General features: G+C 68.2%; 18 protein-coding genes. 15 read left to right on the top strand and 3 right to left on the bottom strand.

Features of this window, described 5'->3' with window-relative positions:
- The first annotated feature begins 455 nt into the window (after nt 1-455).
- From typA to R2B67_RS11135, 7 genes are all read left to right on the top strand, one after another.
- A complete protein-coding gene (typA, locus tag R2B67_RS11165; protein ID WP_018510189.1) occupies nt 456-2,327 on the top strand; it encodes a translational GTPase TypA in 1,872 nt (623 codons plus the stop codon).
- A 60-nt stretch (nt 2,328-2,387) separates the two neighbouring features.
- On the top strand, nt 2,388-2,510 hold the full coding sequence (locus tag R2B67_RS11160) for a hypothetical protein (RefSeq protein WP_317817597.1): 123 nt from the start codon (nt 2,388-2,390) through the stop codon (nt 2,508-2,510).
- An 871-nt stretch (nt 2,511-3,381) separates the two neighbouring features.
- On the top strand, nt 3,382-4,419 hold the full coding sequence (locus R2B67_RS11155; RefSeq protein WP_317817595.1) for an ABC transporter permease: 1,038 nt from the start codon (nt 3,382-3,384) through the stop codon (nt 4,417-4,419).
- 97 nt (nt 4,420-4,516) lie between these two features.
- Complete coding sequence (locus R2B67_RS11150; protein ID WP_109979414.1) at nt 4,517-6,316, top strand: ABC transporter substrate-binding protein; 1,800 nt, start codon at nt 4,517-4,519, stop codon at nt 6,314-6,316.
- A 106-nt stretch (nt 6,317-6,422) separates the two neighbouring features.
- Entirely contained in the window at nt 6,423-7,400 is a 978-nt protein-coding gene (locus R2B67_RS11145; RefSeq protein ID WP_317817593.1) for an ABC transporter permease, read from the top strand.
- A 10-nt stretch (nt 7,401-7,410) separates the two neighbouring features.
- Entirely contained in the window at nt 7,411-8,472 is a 1,062-nt protein-coding gene (locus R2B67_RS11140; protein WP_317817591.1) for an ABC transporter ATP-binding protein, read from the top strand.
- Between the two features lie 14 nt (nt 8,473-8,486).
- Entirely contained in the window at nt 8,487-9,608 is a 1,122-nt protein-coding gene (locus R2B67_RS11135) for an ABC transporter ATP-binding protein (protein ID WP_018510184.1), read from the top strand.
- Nucleotides 9,609-9,875: 267 nt separating this feature from the next.
- Here the strand turns inward: R2B67_RS11135 and R2B67_RS11130 are convergent, their stop codons facing one another.
- Complete coding sequence (locus tag R2B67_RS11130) at nt 9,876-10,406, bottom strand: hypothetical protein (RefSeq protein ID WP_109979418.1); 531 nt, start codon at nt 10,404-10,406, stop codon at nt 9,876-9,878.
- Between the two features lie 366 nt (nt 10,407-10,772).
- Between R2B67_RS11130 and R2B67_RS11125 the strand changes: the two genes are divergently transcribed.
- From R2B67_RS11125 to R2B67_RS11105, 5 genes are all read left to right on the top strand, one after another.
- Nucleotides 10,773-12,404 carry a peptide ABC transporter substrate-binding protein gene (locus tag R2B67_RS11125; RefSeq protein ID WP_317817590.1) on the top strand — a complete coding sequence of 544 codons (1,632 nt, stop codon included), beginning with the start codon at nt 10,773-10,775 and terminating at the stop codon, nt 12,402-12,404.
- A gap of 112 nt (nt 12,405-12,516) precedes the next feature.
- The gene (locus R2B67_RS11120; RefSeq protein WP_018490251.1) at nt 12,517-13,440 is read left to right on the top strand and encodes an ABC transporter permease; all 924 of its coding nucleotides are present in this window, start codon (nt 12,517-12,519) and stop codon (nt 13,438-13,440) included.
- On the top strand, nt 13,433-14,410 hold the full coding sequence (locus tag R2B67_RS11115; protein ID WP_018510181.1) for an ABC transporter permease: 978 nt from the start codon (nt 13,433-13,435) through the stop codon (nt 14,408-14,410). Before R2B67_RS11120 ends, R2B67_RS11115 begins: the two co-directional genes overlap by 8 nt.
- Nucleotides 14,411-14,423: 13 nt before the next feature.
- A complete protein-coding gene (locus R2B67_RS11110) occupies nt 14,424-15,401 on the top strand; it encodes an ABC transporter ATP-binding protein (RefSeq protein ID WP_018510180.1) in 978 nt (325 codons plus the stop codon).
- Entirely contained in the window at nt 15,391-16,647 is a 1,257-nt protein-coding gene (locus R2B67_RS11105) for an ABC transporter ATP-binding protein (protein ID WP_317817588.1), read from the top strand. Before R2B67_RS11110 ends, R2B67_RS11105 begins: the two co-directional genes overlap by 11 nt.
- A 43-nt stretch (nt 16,648-16,690) precedes the next feature.
- On the opposite strand, the gene R2B67_RS11100 is transcribed toward R2B67_RS11105, so the two are convergent.
- Nucleotides 16,691-17,164 carry a DUF3515 family protein gene (locus R2B67_RS11100; protein ID WP_317817587.1) on the bottom strand — a complete coding sequence of 158 codons (474 nt, stop codon included), beginning with the start codon at nt 17,162-17,164 and terminating at the stop codon, nt 16,691-16,693.
- 218 nt (nt 17,165-17,382) lie between these two features.
- Nucleotides 17,383-19,509: a S9 family peptidase gene (locus tag R2B67_RS11095; protein WP_317817585.1), complete on the bottom strand. Its 2,127-nt coding sequence runs from the start codon at nt 19,507-19,509 to the stop codon at nt 17,383-17,385.
- A gap of 182 nt (nt 19,510-19,691) precedes the next feature.
- Here R2B67_RS11095 and R2B67_RS11090 point away from each other — a divergent pair, with 182 nt between their 5' ends.
- The 3 genes from R2B67_RS11090 to R2B67_RS11080 all read left to right on the top strand — a co-directional run bounded on the left by R2B67_RS11090 (nt 19,692) and on the right by R2B67_RS11080 (nt 21,444).
- Complete coding sequence (locus tag R2B67_RS11090) at nt 19,692-19,886, top strand: hypothetical protein (RefSeq protein WP_015611142.1); 195 nt, start codon at nt 19,692-19,694, stop codon at nt 19,884-19,886.
- 140 nt (nt 19,887-20,026) lie between these two features.
- Complete coding sequence (gene mshB, locus R2B67_RS11085; protein WP_317817582.1) at nt 20,027-20,926, top strand: N-acetyl-1-D-myo-inositol-2-amino-2-deoxy-alpha-D-glucopyranoside deacetylase; 900 nt, start codon at nt 20,027-20,029, stop codon at nt 20,924-20,926.
- Entirely contained in the window at nt 20,923-21,444 is a 522-nt protein-coding gene (locus tag R2B67_RS11080) for a DUF6113 family protein (protein WP_317817581.1), read from the top strand. The genes mshB and R2B67_RS11080 overlap by 4 nt, the downstream gene beginning before the upstream one ends.
- Nucleotides 21,445-21,608 lie beyond the last annotated feature (164 nt).

Below are 21,608 nucleotides of genomic sequence, written 5' to 3'. Positions count from 1 at the left end.
GGCCGGTCACCGGCCGGCCGGTCACCGGAGCTACCGGCCGGTCACCGGAGCTACCGGCCGGTCACCGGAAGAACCAGCAGGTCAGTGGAGAAAACAGCAGGTCAACGCCTTGCACAAGCTCAGATGCTGCTCAAAACCCTTGCCCGTCGGAGACCCCGGCGGGCAAGGTGGTATCCGTCCTGACCCGGGCCGTTCGACCTCATCACACCCTCCTCCTCGCATCTCCTCGCACCTCCCCACGCGGCCCCTCCTCAGCCGCCGCCGCTTCTTGACATGAGCTGAATATCGGCTGAATCACACGGGAAGACCGCCTGCGCGGATCGGCCCGGGAAGCCCGGCACGCGCAAGGCCCGTACCATGGGACGAGCCGTGGCGTGCCGCCCGGCGGGCGTACGAGGACTCGAAGACCGACTGAGACGCCTGATCCCACGATCCGAGAGAAGCGCAAGCCACCCATGCCCACGCGCCACGACATCCGTAACGTAGCCATCGTCGCCCACGTCGACCACGGCAAGACCACGCTGGTCGACGCCATGCTCAAGCAGGCCGGCTCCTTCGCCGCGCACGCTGCCGAGTCGCTCGACGACCGCATGATGGACTCGAACGACCTGGAGCGTGAGAAGGGCATCACGATCCTCGCCAAGAACACGGCGGTGAAGTACCACCCCAAGGACGGCGGGGACCCGATCACGATCAACATCATCGACACCCCCGGCCACGCCGACTTCGGCGGCGAGGTCGAGCGCGGTCTGTCGATGGTGGACGCGGTCGTGCTGCTCGTCGACGCCTCCGAGGGCCCGCTGCCCCAGACCCGCTTCGTGCTGCGCAAGGCGCTGGCCGCGAAGATGCCGGTCATCCTCTGCATCAACAAGACCGACCGCCCGGACTCCCGGATCGCCGAGGTCGTCGACGAGACGTACGACCTCTTCCTGGACCTGGACGCGGACGAGGACCAGATCGAGTTCCCGATCGTCTACGCCTGTGCCCGTGACGGCGTAGCCTCGCTGACCAAGCCCGAGGACGGCACCGTCCCGCAGGACAGCGAGAACCTGGAGCCGTTCTTCTCCACGATCCTCAGCCACGTCCCGGCCCCGGAGTTCGACGAGGCCGCGCCGCTCCAGGCCCACGTCACCAACCTGGACGCCGACAACTTCCTCGGCCGTATCGCGCTCTGCCGCGTCGAGCAGGGCGAGCTGCGCAAGGGCCAGACCGTCACCTGGATCAAGCGTGACGGCACCATGTCCAACGTCCGCATCACCGAGCTGATGATGACCGAGGCGCTCACCCGCAAGCCGGCCGAGGTGGCGGGCCCCGGTGACATCTGCGCCATCGCCGGTATCCCGGACATCATGATCGGCGAGACCCTGGCCGACACCGAGAACCCGATCGCGCTGCCGCTGATCACGGTCGACGAGCCGGCCATCTCGATGACCATCGGCACCAACACCTCGCCGCTCGTCGGCAAGGGCGGCAAGGGCCACAAGGTCACCGCCCGCCAGGTGAAGGACCGCCTCGACCGCGAGCTGATCGGTAACGTCTCGCTCCGCGTACTGGACACCGAGCGCCCCGACGCCTGGGAGGTCCAGGGCCGTGGTGAGCTCGCGCTCGCCATCCTGGTCGAGCAGATGCGCCGCGAGGGCTTCGAGCTGACCGTCGGCAAGCCCGAGGTCGTCACCAAGCAGATCGACGGCAAGGTCCACGAGCCGATCGAGCGCATGACGATCGACTCCCCCGAGGAGCACCTCGGCGCCATCACCCAGCTCATGGCGACCCGCAAGGGCCGTATGGAGACCATGACGAACCACGGCTCCGGCTGGGTCCGCATGGAGTGGATCGTGCCGTCCCGCGGCCTCATCGGCTTCCGTACGGAGTTCCTCACGCAGACCCGCGGTACGGGCATCGCGCACTCCATCTTCGAGGGCCACGAGCCGTGGTTCGGCGAGCTGCGCACCCGTCACAACGGCTCGCTGGTGGCGGACCGCGCCGGTTCGGTGACCCCGTTCGCGATGGTCAACCTCCAGGAGCGCGGTGTCATCTTCACCGAGGCCGGCACCGAGGTGTACGAGGGCATGATCATCGGCGAGAACTCGCGCGCCGACGACATGGACGTGAACATCACCAAGGAGAAGAAGCTCACCAACATGCGTGCGGCCTCCGCGGACACCACGGAGAACGTGGTCCCGGCCCGCAAGCTCTCGCTGGAGCAGTCCCTGGAGTTCTGCCGCGAGGACGAGTGCATCGAGGTGACCCCGGAGACCGTGCGGATCCGCAAGGTCGTCCTGGACGCCAAGGAGCGCGGCCGCACCGCCTCCCGCGCCAAGCGCTGACGTAGCGCCGCAGTCCCGTCATCGCCCGGCTCCCCGAGGAAGGGGGAGCCGGGCGCTTTCGTGTCCTGGACGGCCTGGACGGCCTGGACGGCCTGGACGGCCTGGACGGCCTGGACGGCCTGGACCGCCTACGCCCACCCGCCAGGCACCCTGACCACCGTGTCGCGCCACGAGGCCCGTTGAAGCGCACACAGGTGCCGTTACGGCGCGGTTCCGTGCCGGAGAGGTCCGGAAGCGGGATTTCCTGTTCCGCACGAGGATGTTGTGTCGACATCGGGAACCGGGGCTGTGTGTTCCGGATGCTCTCCCTAGGCTGACGACGCTGCCCAGGGCCGCCGCAGACTGGCAGTCAGGGCTCCGGAAGGCAACTGGATATCGGCGACGAGCCGTCCGACTATCGGGCATTGCTCTCCGGAACATGTGTTAACGGTCCGTTTCGGCCGTGTCTGTCTGGTATCGCTTTGTCCGAATTTCGGGTCTACGCGCACGGTTGATGTTGTCAAACCGAGACCCTATAAGTGTGGTTTACGGCTCGGTCGTACTCAATAGTTGGCTCCATTGAGCTCGGGTCAATGAGTCACACACTGTGGGGAGTGTCGACTCACGAGCGCACGGGGTACCGCTCTTTCCGTCTGCAGGGGTGTCGACGGACGGCAGGTACCAGAACTGTTTACGTGGACTCACGAGGAGGAACCCATGCGCGGTGCGCTGAGCACCTGTGGGGGTGCGACGTCCTGGACGATGTGCCAGGCCGGTTTCGTTCATCGAGTATCGCCCGGCCCCGCCGTCAGCTTCGGCTGACGTTCCTCGGCCCGTCCGAACCGCTCAACCCGCGTTCCTGGGAGTGCAATCCACTCCTGTCGGCGCTCCTTCCCGGCTGCGCCGCCTGAGGTGATCTCCATCAGGCGGTGGCCATGCCATCGCGGTCATCCACTGGGTGATCCATGGCATAGGGGACCGCCATGCATCAGGTGAGACGCGCCGAGCGCAGTCAGCTCGACCGTCGCGACCCGATACGGAGCGCCGGTACCCGACATCTGTGAATGGACACATCATGACCAGTCCAATTGAGGCCGAGGACGCCACGGCCTCTGTCGCCTTGGACGAGAAGCCCGCGGCGAAGACCACCGCCGCGGATGCGGAGGCCCCCGTCGGCCGCTCTCCGGGGCAGCTGATGTGGATGCGCTTCAAGCGCGACCGTACCGGCGTGGTCTCGGCGATCGTGGTGATCCTGTACTTCGTCATCGCCCTGCTCGCTCCGGTGATCGCGTCGCTCTACGGCAAGAACCCGTACACGCTGTACGCGCAGGAGCCGGAGTACCCCTTCCTGCTGGACGACTTCGCCATGCCCACGGGCTCCTTCGGCGGGGTCTCCGGTGAGTTCTGGTTCGGTGTCGAGCCCACCCTGGGCCGTGACGTGTTCACCATGCTGCTCTACGGCATGCGCACCTCGCTCTACATGGCGGTCGCCCTGACGGTCCTGAGCGTGGGCACCGGCGTCGTCATCGGCATGGTGAGCGGCTACTTCGGCGGCAAGGTCGACTACTGGCTCGGTCGGGTCACCGACTTCTTCCTCGCCTTCCCGAGCCAGCTGTTCTTCATCGCCTTCATGCCGGTCGTGACGGCGCTGTTCGTCTCGCCCACGGACGAGACGCCGACCTACCTGCGTGCCGTCGCCATCATCATGGTGATGTGGTTCCTCGGCTGGATGGGTATGGCGCGTCTGGTGCGAAGCTCCGTACTCTCCCTGCGTGAGCGGGAGTTCGTGGAGGCGGCGAAGGTCTCCGGTGCCTCGCGCTGGCGGATCGTCCGCAAGGAGATCCTGCCGAACATCGTGACCCCGATCCTGGTGCAGGGCACGTACATGCTGCCGAGTGCCATCCTCTCCATCGCCTTCCTCTCGTTCGTCGGTGTCGGCTTCGTCGAGCCGACACCGGACTGGGGCCGGATGTTCGCCATCGGCGCCAAGATCTACGAGCAGGACCCGGCGTTCATGCTCTTCCCGGGCCTCGCCCTGGTGATCTTCGTCCTGGCCTTCAACCTTCTCGGTGACTCGGTCCGCGACGCGTTCGACCCCAAGACCGGACGATGACGTCCACGTGCGGGGACGGCTGCCGCCCCCGCGCCGGGCAACCGGCTGGTCAGGCAGCACTTCTGGATATCAACCGACAGGCAGGTACACGAGTCTCATGAAGTCCATCAGAACGCGCTCCGCACGCGCAGCGATCGTCGCCCTCGCGGCCGGCTCGCTGGTGCTCACCGGCTGCTCCGGCGACAACGGCAACAAGAACACCAAGGACCAGTCCAAGTCCAAGGAAGACGCCGCCGCCCAGTCGAAGCCGGTCCAGTACGCCGACGCGGCCGGCTCCACCGGACCCGCGAAGGACGTCAAGGGCGCCACCCCCGGCGGCACCATCAACGTCTACCTCCAGTCGGACCTGACCCACCTCGACCCGGGCCAGATCTACGTCAGCGACGCCGGTCAGTTCTCGAACCTGATCCACCGCAAGCTGACGAACTACCAGGAGGACGCCGAGGGCAACCTGACGGTCGTCGGTGACATCGCCACCGACTCCGGCAAGTCCTCCGACGGCGGCAAGACCTGGACCTACACGCTGAAGGACGGCGTCAAGGACGAGGACGGCAACGTCATCACGTCCGCCGACGTCCGCCACACCATCGAGCGCCTCTACTCGAAGGTCATCTTCGACGGTCCGTCGTTCGTCCAGACCTGGCTCTCCGGCTCCGACTACCGCAAGGCGCTGCCGGACGGCCCGTACAAGGGCAAGCACCTCCCGGACACCGTCCTGGAGACGCCGGACGAGAAGACGGTCGTCTTCCGCTTCAAGAAGCCCCAGCCGGACCTCCCGCAGGCTCTGGCCATGGCCGGCTACGCCATCGTGCCCGAGAAGCAGGACACGAAGGAGAAGTACGACAAGGCGCCCAAGGCCCTCGGTCCGTACAAGCTGGTCGAGTACAAGGCCGGCAAGTCCATGAAGCTGGTGAAGAACACCAACTGGGACCCGAAGACCGACGCCGTGCGCCACCAGTACGTTGACGGCTACGACTTCTCCAGCACGGTCGAGCAGGCCAGCCAGACCAAGCGTCTGATCGCCGACCAGGGCGAGGCCAAGAACGCGATCCAGTTCACGACCTCCGTCGACCCGGCCCAGATCCAGGACGTCGTCGGCGACCCCAAGGTCAACGCGCGCACGATCAAGGGCTACCAGCCCTACGTGTGGCAGCTGAACTTCAACATGGACCGCGTCAAGGACAAGAAGATCCGTGACGCCATCACGTACGCGCTCCCGAACGCGGCCATCGTCCAGACCGACGGTGGTAAGTACGGCGGTGAGATCGCCGGTGGTCTGATGGCCCCGACGCTGCCCGGCTACGACCCGAACTACGACCCGTTCGGCAAGCAGAAGAAGCCCAACGGTGACCTGGCCAAGGCCAAGGAGCTCATCAAGGAAGCGGGCGTCAAGGAGGGCACCAAGCTCACCTACGCCTACTCCAACACGCCGCGTGGCCAGAAGCAGCAGGTCATCATCAAGGACACGCTGGGCAAGCTCGGCTTCGACATCCAGGCCAAGGAGATCGACTCCGCGAGCTTCTACGAGCAGATCGGCAAGCTCGACAACGGCTTCGACCTCTACGCCACCGGCTGGGGCCAGGACTGGTCCTCGCCGTCCACGGTGATCACGCCCGTCTACGACGGCTCGCTGATCGCCGACGGCGCGTCGAACTACTCCCACATCAACGACGCCAAGGTCAACGAGCTCATCCAGAAGGCCCTCACCGAGGAGCCCGAGCAGGCCGCGAAGACGTGGGAAGAGGCGCACCACCGCATCGTCGAGGAGATCAACCCGGCGGCTCCGATGTACTACTCGAAGCAGCTCCAGCTCTTCGGTTCCAACATCGGCGGTGCCCGCTACAGCACCAACTCCAGCTACATCAACATCAACGACCTGTTCCTGAAGAAGCCGTAACCAGGAACCAGGCCTGATCCCGTGGGGGCGCGCGCCAGGCGGAGCGCGCCCCCACGGGCTTCCACCCCTCACTACCCGCCGCTTCCGAAGAGAGCAGCCTCCCGCGATGCTTCAGTTCCTCATCCGCAGGTTGACCGGCGCAGTCGTCATCATGTTCCTGATCGGCGCCTTCACGTTCTTCCTGTTCTACACAATCCCTCAGGACTTCGCCCAGCTCTCCTGCGGCAAGAACTGTTCGCCGGAGAACATTGCGGTCATCCGCGAGAACCTCGGCCTCGACAAGCCGATCACCGCACAGTTCTGGGACTTCATGTCCGGCATCATCATGGGCCGGGACTTCGCGACCGGACACTGCTCGGCGCCGTGCCTGGGTCAGTCCTTCAGCACCGGTGACTTCGTGTGGGACTCGATCATGGACCGTTTCCCGCTGACGCTGTCGCTCACCGTCGGTGGCCTGGTCATCTTCCTGATCCTGGGTCTCGGCTCCGGTCTGCTCGCCGCCTGGAAGCGCGGCACCGCGATCGACAAGACCGTCAGCGGTGCGTCGATGCTGCTCAGCTCGTTCCAGATCTACTTCCTCGGTCCGATCGCCCTCGGCATCTTCGTCTACAGCACCGGCTGGATGGAGAACCCGAAGTACATCCCGTTCACCGATGACCCGGTCGGATGGGCCGTCGGGCTGCTGCTGCCGTGGGCCGTCATGGCGACCATCTTCACCGCGCAGTACACTCGTATGTCGCGCTCCACGATGATCGAGCAGCTCCAGGAGGAGCACGTCCGTACGGCTCGTGCCAAGGGCATGCCGGCCAGATACGTGTTCTTCCGGTACGCCTGGCGCGGTTCGCTGGCCCCGATCGTCACCATCCTCGGCATGGACCTCAGCGGACTTCTCGCCGGCGGTGTGGTCACCGAGTTCACCTTCGACCTCGCAGGCATCGGGCGCCTGGCAGTGGAGTCCTCGCTGACCAAGGACCTTCCGCTGACCATGGGCGTGATGCTGTTCGGAGCCTTCTTCATCCTGCTCCTGAACATCGTCGTGGACCTCGCCTACGCCTACATCGACCCGCGCGTGCGCCTCGCCTAGGAGAACGACCGTGACCACACTCACCAAGACCGAGGACAAGCCGGCCCCGACCGGGCCCGAGGGCTTCCTCTCGGTACGCGACCTGCGGGTGCGGTTCTCCACCGAGGACGGCATCGTCAAGGCGGTCGACGGGCTCTCCTTCGACGTCGAACGCGGCAAGACGCTCGGAATCGTCGGAGAGTCGGGCTCCGGCAAGTCCGTGACCAACCTCGCCGTCCTGGGGCTGCACAACCCGCAGAGCTCCCAGGTCGAGGGGGAGATCCTGCTGGAGGGCAAGGACCTCCTGAAGTCCTCCGAGAAGGAGATGGAGAGGCTTCGCGGCAACAAGGTCGCGATGATCTTCCAGGACCCGCTGACCGCGATGTCGCCCTACTACACCGTGGGCCGTCAGCTCTCCGAGCCGTTCCGCAAGCACATGGGCGCCTCCAAGAAGGAGGCGAAGGCACGCGCCATCGAGATGCTCACCAAGGTCGGCATTCCGCAGCCCGCGACGCGCTTCGACGACTATCCGCACCAGTTCTCCGGCGGTATGCGCCAGCGCGCGATGATCGCCATGGCGCTGATGTGCGACCCCGACCTGCTGATCGCCGACGAGCCGACCACCGCGCTCGATGTGACCGTGCAGGCGCAGATCCTGGACCTGCTCAAGGACCTCCAGCAGGAGTTCGGCTCCGCGATCATCTTCATCACGCACGACCTCGGCGTCATCGCCAACATGGCGGACGACCTGCTCGTGATGTACGCGGGCCGGGCCGTGGAGCGCGGCAGCGTCAGCGAGGTCCTCCGGGCCCCGCAGCACCCCTACACCTGGGGACTGCTGAGCTCGATGCCCCGCCTGGGGGGCGACATCAGCGAGGAGCTCGTGCCGATCCCCGGATCGCCGCCGAGCCTCCTCAACCGGCCGACCGGCTGCCCCTTCCACCCGCGGTGCGCGTTCACCGACCGCGTCGAGGGCTCCCTGTGCAGCGGCGAGAGGCCCATGCTCCCCGAGGGCAGAGGCGCCGCGTGCCACCTCACCCAGGGGGAGAAGCAGTCCATCTTCATCGACCAGATCAAGCCTCGGCTCGGCTAGGGAGACGCAGAGACATGAGTAACAACGTCGCCCTGCCGGATCAGCAGGGCACCACGGAGAAGGCCGGCGAGCGCCGCGAGCTGCTCACCGTCGAGAAGATGGCCATGCACTTCCCGATCTACGGGGGGTTCCCGATCAAGCGCAAGGTCGGCGCCGTGAAGGCGGTCGACGGCATCGACCTCACGGTGTACGAGGGCGAGAGCCTGGGCCTCGTGGGTGAGTCGGGCTGCGGCAAGTCGACCACCGGCCGCATGATGACCCGGCTGCTGGAGCCCACCGGCGGGAAGATCACCTACCAGGGCCAGGACATCACGCACGCCAGCCGCAAGGAACTCGCGCCCATCCGGTCCGAGATCCAGATGATCTTCCAGGACCCGTACTCCTCGCTCAACCCGCGGCAGACCGTCGGCACCATCATCAAGAGCCCGATGGAGGTCAACGGCATCAAGCCTCCGGGGGGCCGCGAGGCCCGGGTGCGGGAGCTGCTGGAGCTCGTCGGTCTGAACCCCGAGCACTACAACCGCTTCCCGCACGAGTTCTCCGGCGGCCAGCGCCAGCGCATCGGCGTCGCCCGTGCTCTCGCCCTGAAGCCGAAGCTGATCATCGCCGACGAGCCGGTTTCGGCCCTCGACGTCTCGATCCAGGCCCAGGTGGTCAACCTTCTGCAGAAGGTGCAGCGGGAGATGGGCATCGCGTTCGTCTTCATCGCGCACGACCTGGCGATCGTCCGGCACTTCTCCGAGCGCGTCGCCGTGATGTACCTGGGCAAGGTGGTGGAGGTCGCCGACCGCGACTCCCTGTACAACCGCCCCCGGCACCCGTACACCCACGCCCTGCTCTCGGCCGTGCCCGAGGCGAACGTCGACACCGGGGCCAAGGAGCGCATCCGGCTCGAGGGCGACGTGCCCTCCCCGATCATGCCGCCCTCCGGCTGCCGCTTCCGCACGCGCTGCTGGAAGGCGCAGGACAAGTGTGCGACGGAGGAGCCCCCGCTCGTCCAGATCGGCGGCAACCGGGCCGGTCACCTCACGGCCTGCCACTTCCCCGAGGACCCGACCACGGAGGCCCGGGACGAGGACGTGGTCATGGACCCGGCGCTCGTCGCGCTGGAGGAGGAGCAGGACGCGAAGCACTGAGGCGGACGGCGCTTCGGCGCGTCGCCCCGCACGACCGCCCGGTCACCTCTGTGGTGACCGGGCGGTCGTGCGTTCTCGCGCTCGCTTTCCGAGCTTCTCAAGGCTACGAGTTTCTCCAGGCTCTGAGTTTCTTGAGGCCGGACAGCACTTCGCCCCGCCGGTTGAATTCCAGCGGGGCGAAATGAGCAGAAATCCGGGCCGGTCAGAATTTCGATGCAGTCAGAATTTCTGACCAGTCGGGCCAAACCGTAGCCGCTCCGGAGCAAATCAGGCGTACTGAATGCCCCACAGGTTCTGCCGGTCCTTCTTCACCGGAGCCGTGAGCTTCTTCTTGTAAACCGTCTTGGTCTTGCAGGCGCCCCCGGCACCGGTGAACACCTTGTACTTGTGTGCGGTGAACTGCTTGGCCTCGTGCTGCATCATCAGGCGGCCCCGGGTCTTGCCCTTCTTCTTCTTGACCGTGGCCGAGTAGCTCCAGGTGTCGCCCTTGGTCCAGCTCTTGCCGACCGTGACGCCGAACGACGCACTCGCCTTGGCGAAGATCACTCCGGCGTCGGCGCCGACCTCGGCCGTTCCCGAGGCGCTCAGTGTGGCCGACTTGGTCTTGTCGTACCTGAGGGTGACGCCGGGCTTGCCCCAGTCGCTGTGGAGGTTGGTGTTCTTCCACACGGTCTTCTTGTTGATGATGGAGAACTTCGTACCCGTGTCGTCGCAGGCGGCGCTGGCGGGAGACGCCAGGGCGACGAAGCCGCCGCTGAGTACGGCAGTGGAGAGGGCAATGCTGATGATGCGTCTCATGCGTGAAACTCCCCGTGAGTTGGCCGGCCGATCAGTGGCTGGCCTGTCGGCGACAACTCTGGTCCGAACTGCGCTGCTGTGGGGAGAAGTTGAGCAAGAATTGAGCTAACTTCTTTTCCCTCGACGGCAATTGCCGAAGCGGCTCTCGGAATGCTTTGCTCCGTATTCGGTAAGGGGGTGAAGCGTCCATTCCGAAAATGAGCACTCCCGTCGGGTGCCCGCGGCCGTCGGGAGTGCCGATCGGGCGTCCGCGGGGCCCGGTCGCCCGGCCGGGCGCTCCACGGACGGGGTAAGCCCGCATGCGGTATGTGGTGGTATGGGGTGATATGAGGCATTGAGCTACTCGATGACTCTAGGAGGCACTTCATGCGCGGAGCCACACGGACCAGGTGGGCCGCATGTGCGGTGACCGTCGCCCTCGCCGCGACGGCCTGTGGCGGCGGAGGCGACGACAGCGGCGGCAGCGGCGCCGACGGGATCGTCAGCTCCTCCTGGGGCGACCCGCAGAACCCGCTGGAGCCCGCGAACACCAACGAGGTGCAGGGCGGCAAGGTCCTCGACATGGTCTTCCGGGGGCTCATCCGGTACGACCCCAAGACCGGCGAGGCGCAGAACATGCTCGCCGAGTCCATCGACTCCAGCGACGCCCAGAACTTCACGATCAAGATCAAGGACGGCTGGACCTTCTCCAACGGCGAGAAGGTCACCGCCAAATCCTTCGTGGACGCCTGGAACTACGGCGCGGCGCTGAAGAACAACCAGAAGAACGCCTACTTCTTCCAGTACATCGAGGGGTACGACAAGGTCCACCCCGAGTCCGGCTCGGCCTCCGCCGAGGCGCTCTCCGGCCTCAAGGTCGTCGACGAGCTGACCTTCACCGCCAAGCTCAGCCAGAAGTTCTCCCTCTGGCCCGACACCCTCGGCTACGCGGCCTTCGCCCCGCTGCCCAAGGCGTTCTACGAGGACCACGACGCCTGGCTCTCCAAGCCCATCGGCAACGGCCCGTACACCATCGACTCGTACGCCAAGGGCTCGTCGATGAACCTGCGCCGCTGGGACGACTACCCGGGAGACGACAAGGCGAAGAACGGCGGCGTCGACCTCAAGGTCTTCACCGACAACAACACCGCCTACACCTCCCTGACCTCGGGCAACCTCGACCTGGTCGACGACGTGCCCGCCTCCCAGCTCCGTAACGTGGAGCAGGACCTCGGCGACCGGTACATCAACACCCCCGCCGGCATCATCCAGACCCTCTCCTTCCCGTTCTACGACAAGGAGTGGGACACCGACAACGCCCGCAAGGTGCGCCAGGGCCTCTCCATGGCGATCAACCGGAAGCAGATCACCGACCAGATCTTCCAGAAGACCCGCACCCCCGCGACCGACTGGACCTCCCCGGTCCTCGGCGAGGACGGCGGCTTCAAGGAAGGGCTCTGCGGCAAGGAGTGCACGTACAACAAGGCCGAGGCCAAGAAGCTGATCGACGAGGGCGGCGGCATCCCGGGCGGCCAGCTGAAGATCTCGTACAACGCGGACACCGGCTCCCACAAGGAGTGGGTCGACGCCGTCTGCAACAGCATCAACAACGTCATGGGCAACAACCAGGCCTGCGTCGGCGGTGCGGTCGGCACCTTCGCCGACTTCCGCAACCAGGTCTCGACCCAGAAGATGACGGGCCCCTGGCGCGCGGGCTGGCAGATGGACTACCCGCTGATCCAGAACTTCCTGCAGCCGCTCTACTACACCAACGCCCCGTCCAACGACGGCAAGTGGACCAACAAGGACTTCGACGACCTGGTCGACCAGGCTAACGCCGAGACCGACAAGGCGAAGGCCATCACCACCTTCCAGGACGCGGAGAAGGTCCTCGTCGAGCAGATGCCCTCCATCCCGCTCTGGTACCAGAACGGCAGCGCGGGCTACTCGGAGCGGGTCAGCAATGTGGAGCTGAACCCGTTCAGCGTGCCGGTCTACACGGAGATCACGGTCAACTGACCCGCTGAGGCAGGGGGCCGGGGCGCCTGACGCGCCCCGGCCCCCGAACCCATCAGCCACTCCGCCCGTCCGGCCTGACCGACAAGGCACCCCCCGACCCCCGGAGCCCCTCATGGGACGTTATGTGATCCGGCGGCTGCTGCAGATGATCCCCGTCTTCTTCGGCACCACGCTGCTGATCTTCCTCATGGTGAACGTGATGGGCGACCCCATCGCGGGCCTCTGCGGCGACCGCCAGTGCGATCCGGCCACCGCCGCCCAGCTGCGCTCCGAGTTCGGCCTCGACAAGCCGGTCTGGCAGCAATACCTGACGTACATGGGGAACCTGTTCACCGGCGACTTCGGCACCGCGTTCAACGGGCAGAAGGTCACCGAGCTGATGGCCACCGCCTTCCCCATCACGATCCGGCTCACCATCGTCGCGATCGTCTTCGAGATCGTCATCGGCATCAGCCTCGGCGTCGTCACCGGCCTGCGACGCGGCCGCCCCGTCGACACCACGGTCCTCATCCTGACCCTGGTCGTCATCGCCGTCCCGACCTTCGTCACCGGCCTGCTGCTCCAGCTCCTCCTCGGCGTCAAGTGGGGCATCATCAAGCCCTCGGTCTCCCCGGACCCCACCTTCGACGAACTCCTCGTCCCCGGCCTCGTCCTCGCCTCGGTCTCGCTCGCCTACGTCACCCGGCTCACCCGGACCTCGATCGCCGAGAACGCCCGCGCCGACTACGTACGCACCGCCGTCGCCAAGGGCCTGCCCCGGCGCCGGGTCGTCGTCCGGCACCTGCTGCGCAACTCCCTGATCCCCGTCGTCACCTTCATCGGTACGGACGTGGGCGCCCTGATGGGCGGAGCCATCGTCACCGAGCGGATCTTCAACATCCACGGGGTCGGCTACCAGCTCTACCAGGGCATCCTGCGCCAGAACTCCCAGACCGTCGTCGGGTTCGTCACCATCCTGGTCCTCGTCTTCCTGGCGGCCAACCTGATCGTCGACCTCCTGTACGCCGTACTCGACCCGAGGATCCGCTATGCCTGAGCCGCAGACCCCGGACGAAGCGATCTCCCAGGCGGGCGCCGGTGGCGCGACGGACCTCGCCATGGAGGAGGGCACCAGCCTGGAGAAGACCCCGGGCGGGCCCGAGGGCACCGGACCGGCCGGCAAACCGCGCAGCCTCTGGTCGGACGCCTGGCGCGACCTGCGGCGCAACCCCGTCTTCATCATCTCCTCGCTGGTCATCCTCTTCCTGGTGATCATCTCGATCTGGCCCTCGCTCATCGCGAGCGGCGACCCGCTCCAGGCCAACCTGGACGACGCCCAGAAGGGCTCCGAGCCCGGCCACCCCTTCGGCTTCGACCCGCAGGGCCGAGACGTCTACACCCGGGTCGTCTACGGCACCCGCACCTCGGTCACTGTCGGCGTCTGCGCCACCCTCGGCGTCGCCCTCCTCGGCTCCCTGCTCGGCGGGCTCGCGGGCTTCTTCGGCGGCTGGTGGGACTCGATCCTCTCCCGCCTCACCGACGTCTTCTTCGGCATCCCCGTCGTCCTCGGCGGCCTGGTCTTCCTCTCCGTCGTCACCAGCTCCACCGTCTGGCCCGTCGTCGGCTTCATCATCCTGCTCGGCTGGCCACAGATCGCCCGTATCGCCCGCGGCTCGGTGATCACCGCCAAACAGAACGACTACGTCCAGGCGGCCCGCGCGCTCGGCGCCTCCAACTCCCGGATGCTGCTGCGTCACATCACCCCGAACGCCATCGCGCCCGTCATCGTCGTGGCGACCATCGCGCTCGGTACGTACATTTCGCTGGAGGCGACCCTGTCCTTCCTCGGGGTCGGCCTGAAGGACCCGGCCGTCTCCTGGGGCATCGACATCTCCGCCGCCGCCAACTACATCCGCAACGCCCCGCACATGCTGCTCTGGCCCGCCGGGGCGCTAGCGATCACCGTGCTCGCCTTCATCATGCTCGGCGACGCGGTGCGCGACGCCCTCGACCCCAAGCTGCGCTGAGGAGCCGGTTGCCATGTTGCTCGAAGTGCGCGATCTGCACGTGGAGTTCCACACCCGCGAGGGTGTGGCCAAGGCCGTCAACGGGGTCAACTACTCGGTGGCCGAAGGCGAGACGCTCGCCGTCCTCGGGGAGTCCGGCTCCGGCAAGTCCGTCACCGCCCAGGCCGTCATGGGCATCCTCGACATGCCGCCCGGGAAGATCTCCGGCGGCGAGATCGTCTTCAAGGGCCAGGACCTGCTGAAGCTCAAGGGGGAGGAGCGGCGCAAGATCCGCGGCCAGGAGATGGCCATGATCTTCCAGGACGCGCTCTCGTCGCTGAACCCGGTCCTCACCGTGGGCGAACAGCTCGGCGAGATGTACGTCGTCCACCGCGGGATGTCCCGCAAGGACGCCCGGGCCAAGTCGGTCGAGCTGATGGACCGGGTGCGCATCCCGGCGGCGAAGGAGCGGGTCGGCCAGTATCCCCACCAGTTCTCCGGCGGGATGCGCCAGCGCATCATGATCGCCATGGCGCTGGCCCTGGAGCCGTCCCTGATCATCGCGGACGAGCCCACCACCGCCCTCGACGTCACCGTCCAGGCCCAGGTCATGGACCTGCTCGCCGAGCTCCAGCGCGAGCTGAACATGGGGCTCATCCTGATCACCCACGACCTCGGCGTCGTCGCGGACGTGGCCGACAAGATCGCGGTGATGTACGCGGGCCGGATCGTGGAGACCGCCCCCGTCCACGAGATCTACAAGGCGCCCGCCCACCCGTACACCAAGGGCCTCCTCCAGTCGATCCCGCGCCTGGACCAGAAGGGGCAGGAGCTGTACGCGATCAAGGGCCTGCCGCCCAACCTGCTGCACATCCCGCCCGGCTGCGCGTTCAACCCCCGCTGCCCGATGGCCAGGGACGTGTGCCGCACCGACGTGCCGCCGCTCTACGAGGTGGACGAACAGCGCCGGAGCGCCTGCCACTTCTGGAAGGAGACGCTCGATGGACGCTGACCGGACGGGGAACGCGGCCGGCTCGACCCTGCTGTCCAAGGCGGGTGAGGGCACACGGCCGTACGTCGAAGGCGAGCCGATCCTCGAAGTGCGGGACCTCGCCAAGCACTACCCGCTGACCCAGGGCATCCTCTTCAAGCGCCAGGTCGGCGCGGTCCGGGCCGTCGACGGCGTCGACTTCGACCTGCACGCGGGCGAGACGCTCGGCATCGTGGGGGAGTCCGGCTGCGGCAAGTCCACGGTCGCGCGCATGCTCGTCCACCTGGAGAGGCCCACGGCCGGGGCCATCCGCTACAAGGGCGAGGACATCGCGAAGCTCTCCGGCCGGGCTCTGAAGGCCGTACGCCGCAACATCCAGATGGTGTTCCAGGACCCCTACACCTCGCTGAACCCGCGCATGACGGTCGGCGACATCATCGGGGAGCCGTACGAGATCCACCCCGAGGTCGCCCCCAAGGGCAGCCGGCGCCAGAAGGTGCAGGACCTGCTGGACGTGGTCGGGCTCAACCCGGAGTACATCAACCGGTACCCGCACCAGTTCTCCGGCGGCCAGCGCCAGCGCATCGGGATCGCCCGCGGCCTCGCGCTCAACCCGGAGATCATCGTCGCCGACGAGCCGGTCTCCGCGCTCGACGTCTCCGTACAGGCCCAGGTCGTCAACCTGCTGGACCGGCTCCAGGCGGAGTTCAGCCTGAGTTTCGTCTTCATCGCCCACGATCTCTCCATCGTGCGGCACATCTCCGACCGGGTCGGCGTGATGTACCTCGGCCGGATCGTGGAGATCGGCTCCGACGCGGAGATCTACGACCACCCGACCCACCCGTACACGCAGGCGCTGCTCTCCGCCGTCCCGGTCCCGGACCCGGAGGCCCGCGCGCACCGGGAGCGGATCATCCTGCACGGCGATGTGCCCTCGCCCGCCAACATCCCCTCGGGCTGCCGCTTCCGCACCCGCTGCTGGAAGGCGCAGGAGCGGTGCGAGCTGGAGGTGCCGCTGCTGGCGGTCCCGGCGGAGTTCCGGCTGGTGGACACCCCGGCCCGGCACGACTCGGCGTGCCACTTCGCGGAGGAGAAGCAGGTGGTGCCGCAGGAGGGGGAGCTGGAGACGCCGGGGCGTTCGCAGGGGCCGGATGTCGAGGCGCCCGGGACGACGACGCGTGGCCGGCGGGTGGAGGACGTGGGGGAGCCGGGGGAGGAGCCGGGCGGGGCGGGCGCTGGCGGGCCGGAGGGGCCGCCGAAGGTCTGAGGCGCGGCCCCCTCCGGGCCTACCCCCGGCCCGCGGCACCGGCTCAGCTCTCGGCGGCGGCGCAGGGCTCGCGGACCTCGATGGACTTCACGGCCGGGCCGAGCGCCGAGAGCACGGCCGAGGCGTCGGTGGTCTCGTTGCGGAGCCGGACCTGGACGCCGGGGTCGCGGCCCTGGGTGGAGAACATCTTCGCGGTCCGGTCGTCCGCCGGCGGCTGGGCGACCCAGTCGACGCCGCCCTCGTCGAAGCAGTCACCACCGGCCTCGGGCTCGGGCATCCCGCAGTAGACGATGACGTCGCCGTCCCCCCAGGCGGCGGCGCCGGTCACATCCGATCTCTCCAGGTCGAAGCCGCCCAACTGGTCGGGGAGTTCGCCGGTGAGCGTGTCGCACGCCGGGCTGCCCGAGAAGGGAGGTGTGGAGAGGTTGTAGCCGCTCCCACCGCAGCCGGCGAGGAGGGCCGTACAGGCGGTCAGGGCGGCGGCGAGGAGCAGCGGCCCATGGATGTTCCTGGTCAAGGTGTTTCCCCCGTGCGGGTGATGTGGTGATCAGTGCGACGATCAGTGCAGAAACCTATCGCCCGTCACCTCCCGAACCACCGCCGGATCCGTTAACAGGCAGGCAACTTGACCGTCGTCACACCGATATACGGACGCCGCATGCTGGACAACGTACGGCCGTGCGGGTGCCGTGGACCGGCCGGGGCGTCGTCTTGTCGCCCCGGCCGGTTGGGGTCTCAGGCGCCGGTCAGCCCCAGCGACCGCTTGAGGAAGTCCACCTGGAGCAGCAGCAGGTTCTCCGCCACCTGTTCCTGGGGCGTCATGTGCGTCACCCCGCTCAGCGGCAGCACCTCGTGCGGCCGCCCGGCCGCCAGCAGCGCCGAGGAGAGCCGCAGGGCGTGCGCGACCACCACGTTGTCGTCCGCGAGCCCGTGCACGATCATCATGGGCCGCACCTGTTCGGCGGCCTCGGAGAGACCGTCGTCCGTGATCAGCGAGTTGTACGCGTACACCTCGGGCTGCTGGGCCGGGTCGCCGAGATAGCGCTCGGTGTAGTGGGTGTCGTAGAGCCGCTGGTCCGTCACCGGGGCCCCCACGACCGCCGCGTGGAAGACGTCGGGCCGTCGCAGCACGGCGAGCCCCGCCAGATAGCCGCCGAAGGACCAGCCGCGGATCGCCACCCGGGACAGGTCGAGCGGGAAGCGTTCGGCGAGCCCGAGCAACGCCTCGACCTGGTCCTCCATGGTCAGCACCAGGTTGTCCCGTACGGCCTTCTCCCAGGCGGGCGAGCGGCCCGGCGCGCCGCGCCCGTCCGCCACGATCACCGCGAAGCCCTGGTCCGCGAACCACTGCGAGGTGAGGTGCGCGTTGTGGGTGGCGACCACCCGGCGGCCGTGCGGTCCACCGTACGGATCCATCAGGACCGGAAGCGGACCATCCGATTCCTGGTACTCCGACGGAAGCAGCACGGCGCACGGAATCCGCCGTGCGCCCCCCTCGGTGAGCGTGACCCGCGGAGCGAGCACCGGCTCCTGGGCGTGGCTCGCGATCCGGACCAGCCGCTTGCCGTCCCGGACGACCCAGGCGGCGGATCCGGGCGCGTCCGGGGTGGCCGAGACCAGTACGGTCAGGTCGCCCGAGCGGACGGCGGAGTGCACACCCACCCCTTCGGAAATCCGCTCGATTCCCAGCTCGTTGACCCGGTACACATGGCTCTCGCCGATCTCCGGCGCCGCCGCCTCCTCGCCCGCCACGGCGGAGACGAGGATGTCGGACTCACCGATGTCCAGCACCGCCTGGAGGTGCAACTGCGCCCCGGTCAGCAGCCGGTCGCCGACCGCCAGCACCCGCGCGCCCCCCTCGTCCGCGATCCGCACGAGCCGTCCGTCCGGCGCCCACGCGGGCACCCCGCCGAACAGATCCAGCCACACCGGGTCCTCGTCGACATGGACGATCCGGGTCTCACCGGACTCCGGGTCCACCGCCAGATACCGCTGGCTGCGCTGGTCACGGGCCTGCACGAGCAGCAGCGGAGCGCCGGCGGAGGACCAGTGGACCTGCGCCAGGTACGGGAACGCCGCCCGGTCCCAGACCACCTCCGTACGGGCCCCCTCCAGGTCCACCACGAAGAGCCTCACCTCGGCGTTGGGCGTCCCCGCCGCCGGATAGGCCACCTCGGCCGGCTTGCGCTCCGGATGCGCGGGATCGGCGATGAACCACCGCTGTACGGGGCTGTCGTCGGCCCGCGCCACCAGCAGCCGGTCCGACTCCGGCGACCACCAGAAGCCCCGCAAGCGGTGCATCTCCTCGGCGGCGATGAACTCGGCCAGCCCGTAGGTGACATGGGGGTCCTCCGGCTCCGCCAGCGCCCGGTCCTCCTGGCCCTCGGCGCCCACGACCCGCAGCGCGCCCTTGGAGACGTACGCGATGAGGCGCCCGTCGGGGGAGGGCCGCGGGTCGATCACCGGACCCGGCACCGGCAGCGCCCGCGCCGTACCGGCCCGCAGCTCGGCCACGTACACCTTTCCGGACAGGGCGAACGCGGCCAGCTCGGCCGCCGCGTCCACCGCGTAGGACACGATTCCGGCCGACCCCTCACGGGTCCGCTCGCGCCGGGCCCGCTCCTGCGGCGACAGCCGCTCAGCCGAACCGCCCAGCAGCGCCTCCGGATCGGCGACCAGCCGCTCCTCGCCGGAGGCCGGATCGAGCACCCACAGCCGGTTGGTCCGGTCGGTGCCCGAGGTGGAACGCAGGAAGATCACGCGCGTCTCATCCGGTGAGACGGTGAAGGCGCGCGGTGCGCCGAGAGTGAACCGCTGGGTCCGTGCGTGCTGGCGGGGAAAGGACAGCTTCGGTGAGGTCATGGCCCCGAACTTAGCCCGACCGGCAAATGGAGGCAGCGGTCCGTGCGCCCCTCGTGCTGCTGTGCCCCGATCAATGCGTTGGCACGGATAGTTATGATCCGTAGCGCTCGGTGGGTAAGAACCCATCGGCTCTGGATATCCCCGTGTCCCCGTCCCGACCGTACTGATGGAGGTGAACCGCCGTGGCGCTCTCGATTTCGGCGGTGGTGCTGCTGGCGATCATCGTCTTCCTGCTGATCCGGAAATCCGGACTGAAGGGCGGACACGCGGTGGTCTGCATGCTGCTGGGGTTCTACATCGCGAGTTCGTCCGTGGCGCCGACCATCTCGGACCTGACGTCCAACGTTGCGGGGATGATCGGGAGCATCAAGTTCTGACCGTGTGTACGCGCCTTCCGACCGCGTGTGCCTGCTTCCCGACCGCGTGTACCCGCTTTCCGCCCCCGTACGCCCGCCGTTGACGCGGTCGGCGGGGAGCGGGGGACACCGGGGTCCGCCGGGCTCGTAGGGTGGTCCCCATGAAGGACCTCCCCGCCCGCCGTCTGCTGCTGGTGCACGCGCACCCGGACGACGAGTCGATCAACAACGGCGCCACCATGGCCAGGTACGCGGCCGAGGGCGCCCACGTCACGCTGGTGACGTGCACGCTGGGCGAGGAGGGCGAGGTCATCCCGCCCGCCCTCGCCCGCCTCGCCGCCGACCGCGACGACGTCCTCGGCCCCCACCGCGTGGGGGAGCTGGCGGCGGCGATGAAGGAGCTCGGCGTCACCGACCACCGCTTCCTCGGCGGCGCGGGCCGGTTCCGCGACTCCGGGATGATGGGCACCGAGCAGAACGAGCGCCCCGGCGCCTTCTGGGCCACCCCGGTGGACGAGGCGGCCGCCCCCCTCGTGGAGGTCATCCGGGAGGTCCGCCCCCAGGTCCTGGTCACCTACGACCCCGACGGCGGCTACGGCCACCCCGACCACATCCAGGCCCACCGGGTCGCGATGCGCGCCGCGGACCTGGCCGCCGACCCGGCGTACGGGACCGGCGCCCCGCACACCATCGCCAAGATCTACTGGAACCGGGTGGAGCGGACCGTCCTGGAGGCCGCCTTCGACCACCTGCGCGCCACGGCCCCGGACACCTTCCCTGGCATCGCGGCGGTGGACGACGTCCCGGGCGTGGTCGGCGGCGACGCGATCACGGCGGAGATCGACGGCTCGGCGTACGCCGGGGCGAAGGCGGCGGCGATGCGCGCCCACGCGACCCAGATCGTGGTGGGCGGCGAGGACGCCTTCTTCGCCCTCTCCAACGACCTGGGCCAGCCGCTGCTGACGGCGGAGTGCTACCAGCTGGTGCGGGGCGTTCCGGGGGCCGGCGGGGGAGCGCGGGAGGACGACCTGTTCGCGGGGTTGCCGGAGGCGGGCGCATGAGCACGAACTCCGGCAAGGGCCGTGACCGCGCCCAAGGACCGCGCACGGACCGGCCGCGCGCCGGCGCGCGCGGTAAGGCCCCCAGCAGCAACGCACCACGTACCAACGCCCCGCCCCGGGTGCCCGAGTCCACCGGCTTCACCGCCCGGCCGAACCCGGCCCGGATCGCGGCCTACTTCGGGCTCGCGGTGCTCGGCGCCCTGGTCGCTCTCGCCGGGACGCTCGTCCAAGCGGCCTGGTTCCCGGGCGGGTTGATCATCGCGCTGGCCGGGTCGGCGGGCCTCTTCTACGGCGGCCGGATCCTGACCGGCACCCAGATCGGCGCACTCGCGCCCGCGGTCGGCTGGTTCATCACCGTGTTCCTTCTGCTGTCCGGCCGGCCGGAAGGCGACTACGTCTTCGGCGACGAACTCGGCCTGGTGCTCTTCATGCTCGGCGGAACCGCCGTCGCTGTGATGTGCGCCACCACCTCCAAAGTGCCGCAATCAGCCACCCGTAACGGCCGGTCCGGTATCTGAAGTGCTAAGTCCGCGCCCGGAATGCCCCCCACAGGTGTGATGCCGAGGTGGAGGTTTCTCCCGGTCGCGGAGTGTCCTACGGCGGCGGCCAGTATGGTGGTGCGCGCGCCGAGCCGTCCCCTGGCCTGCGGCATGGGGGAAGTACGGGCGGCGGAGCCAATCGG

It is taken from the genome of Streptomyces cyaneofuscatus (assembly GCF_033109485.1).
Classification (GTDB): Bacteria; Actinomycetota; Actinomycetes; order Streptomycetales; family Streptomycetaceae; genus Streptomyces; species Streptomyces cyaneofuscatus.
The sequence above is the reverse complement of the archived record's forward strand: the minus strand, read 5'-3'. Positions and strand labels throughout refer to the sequence as shown.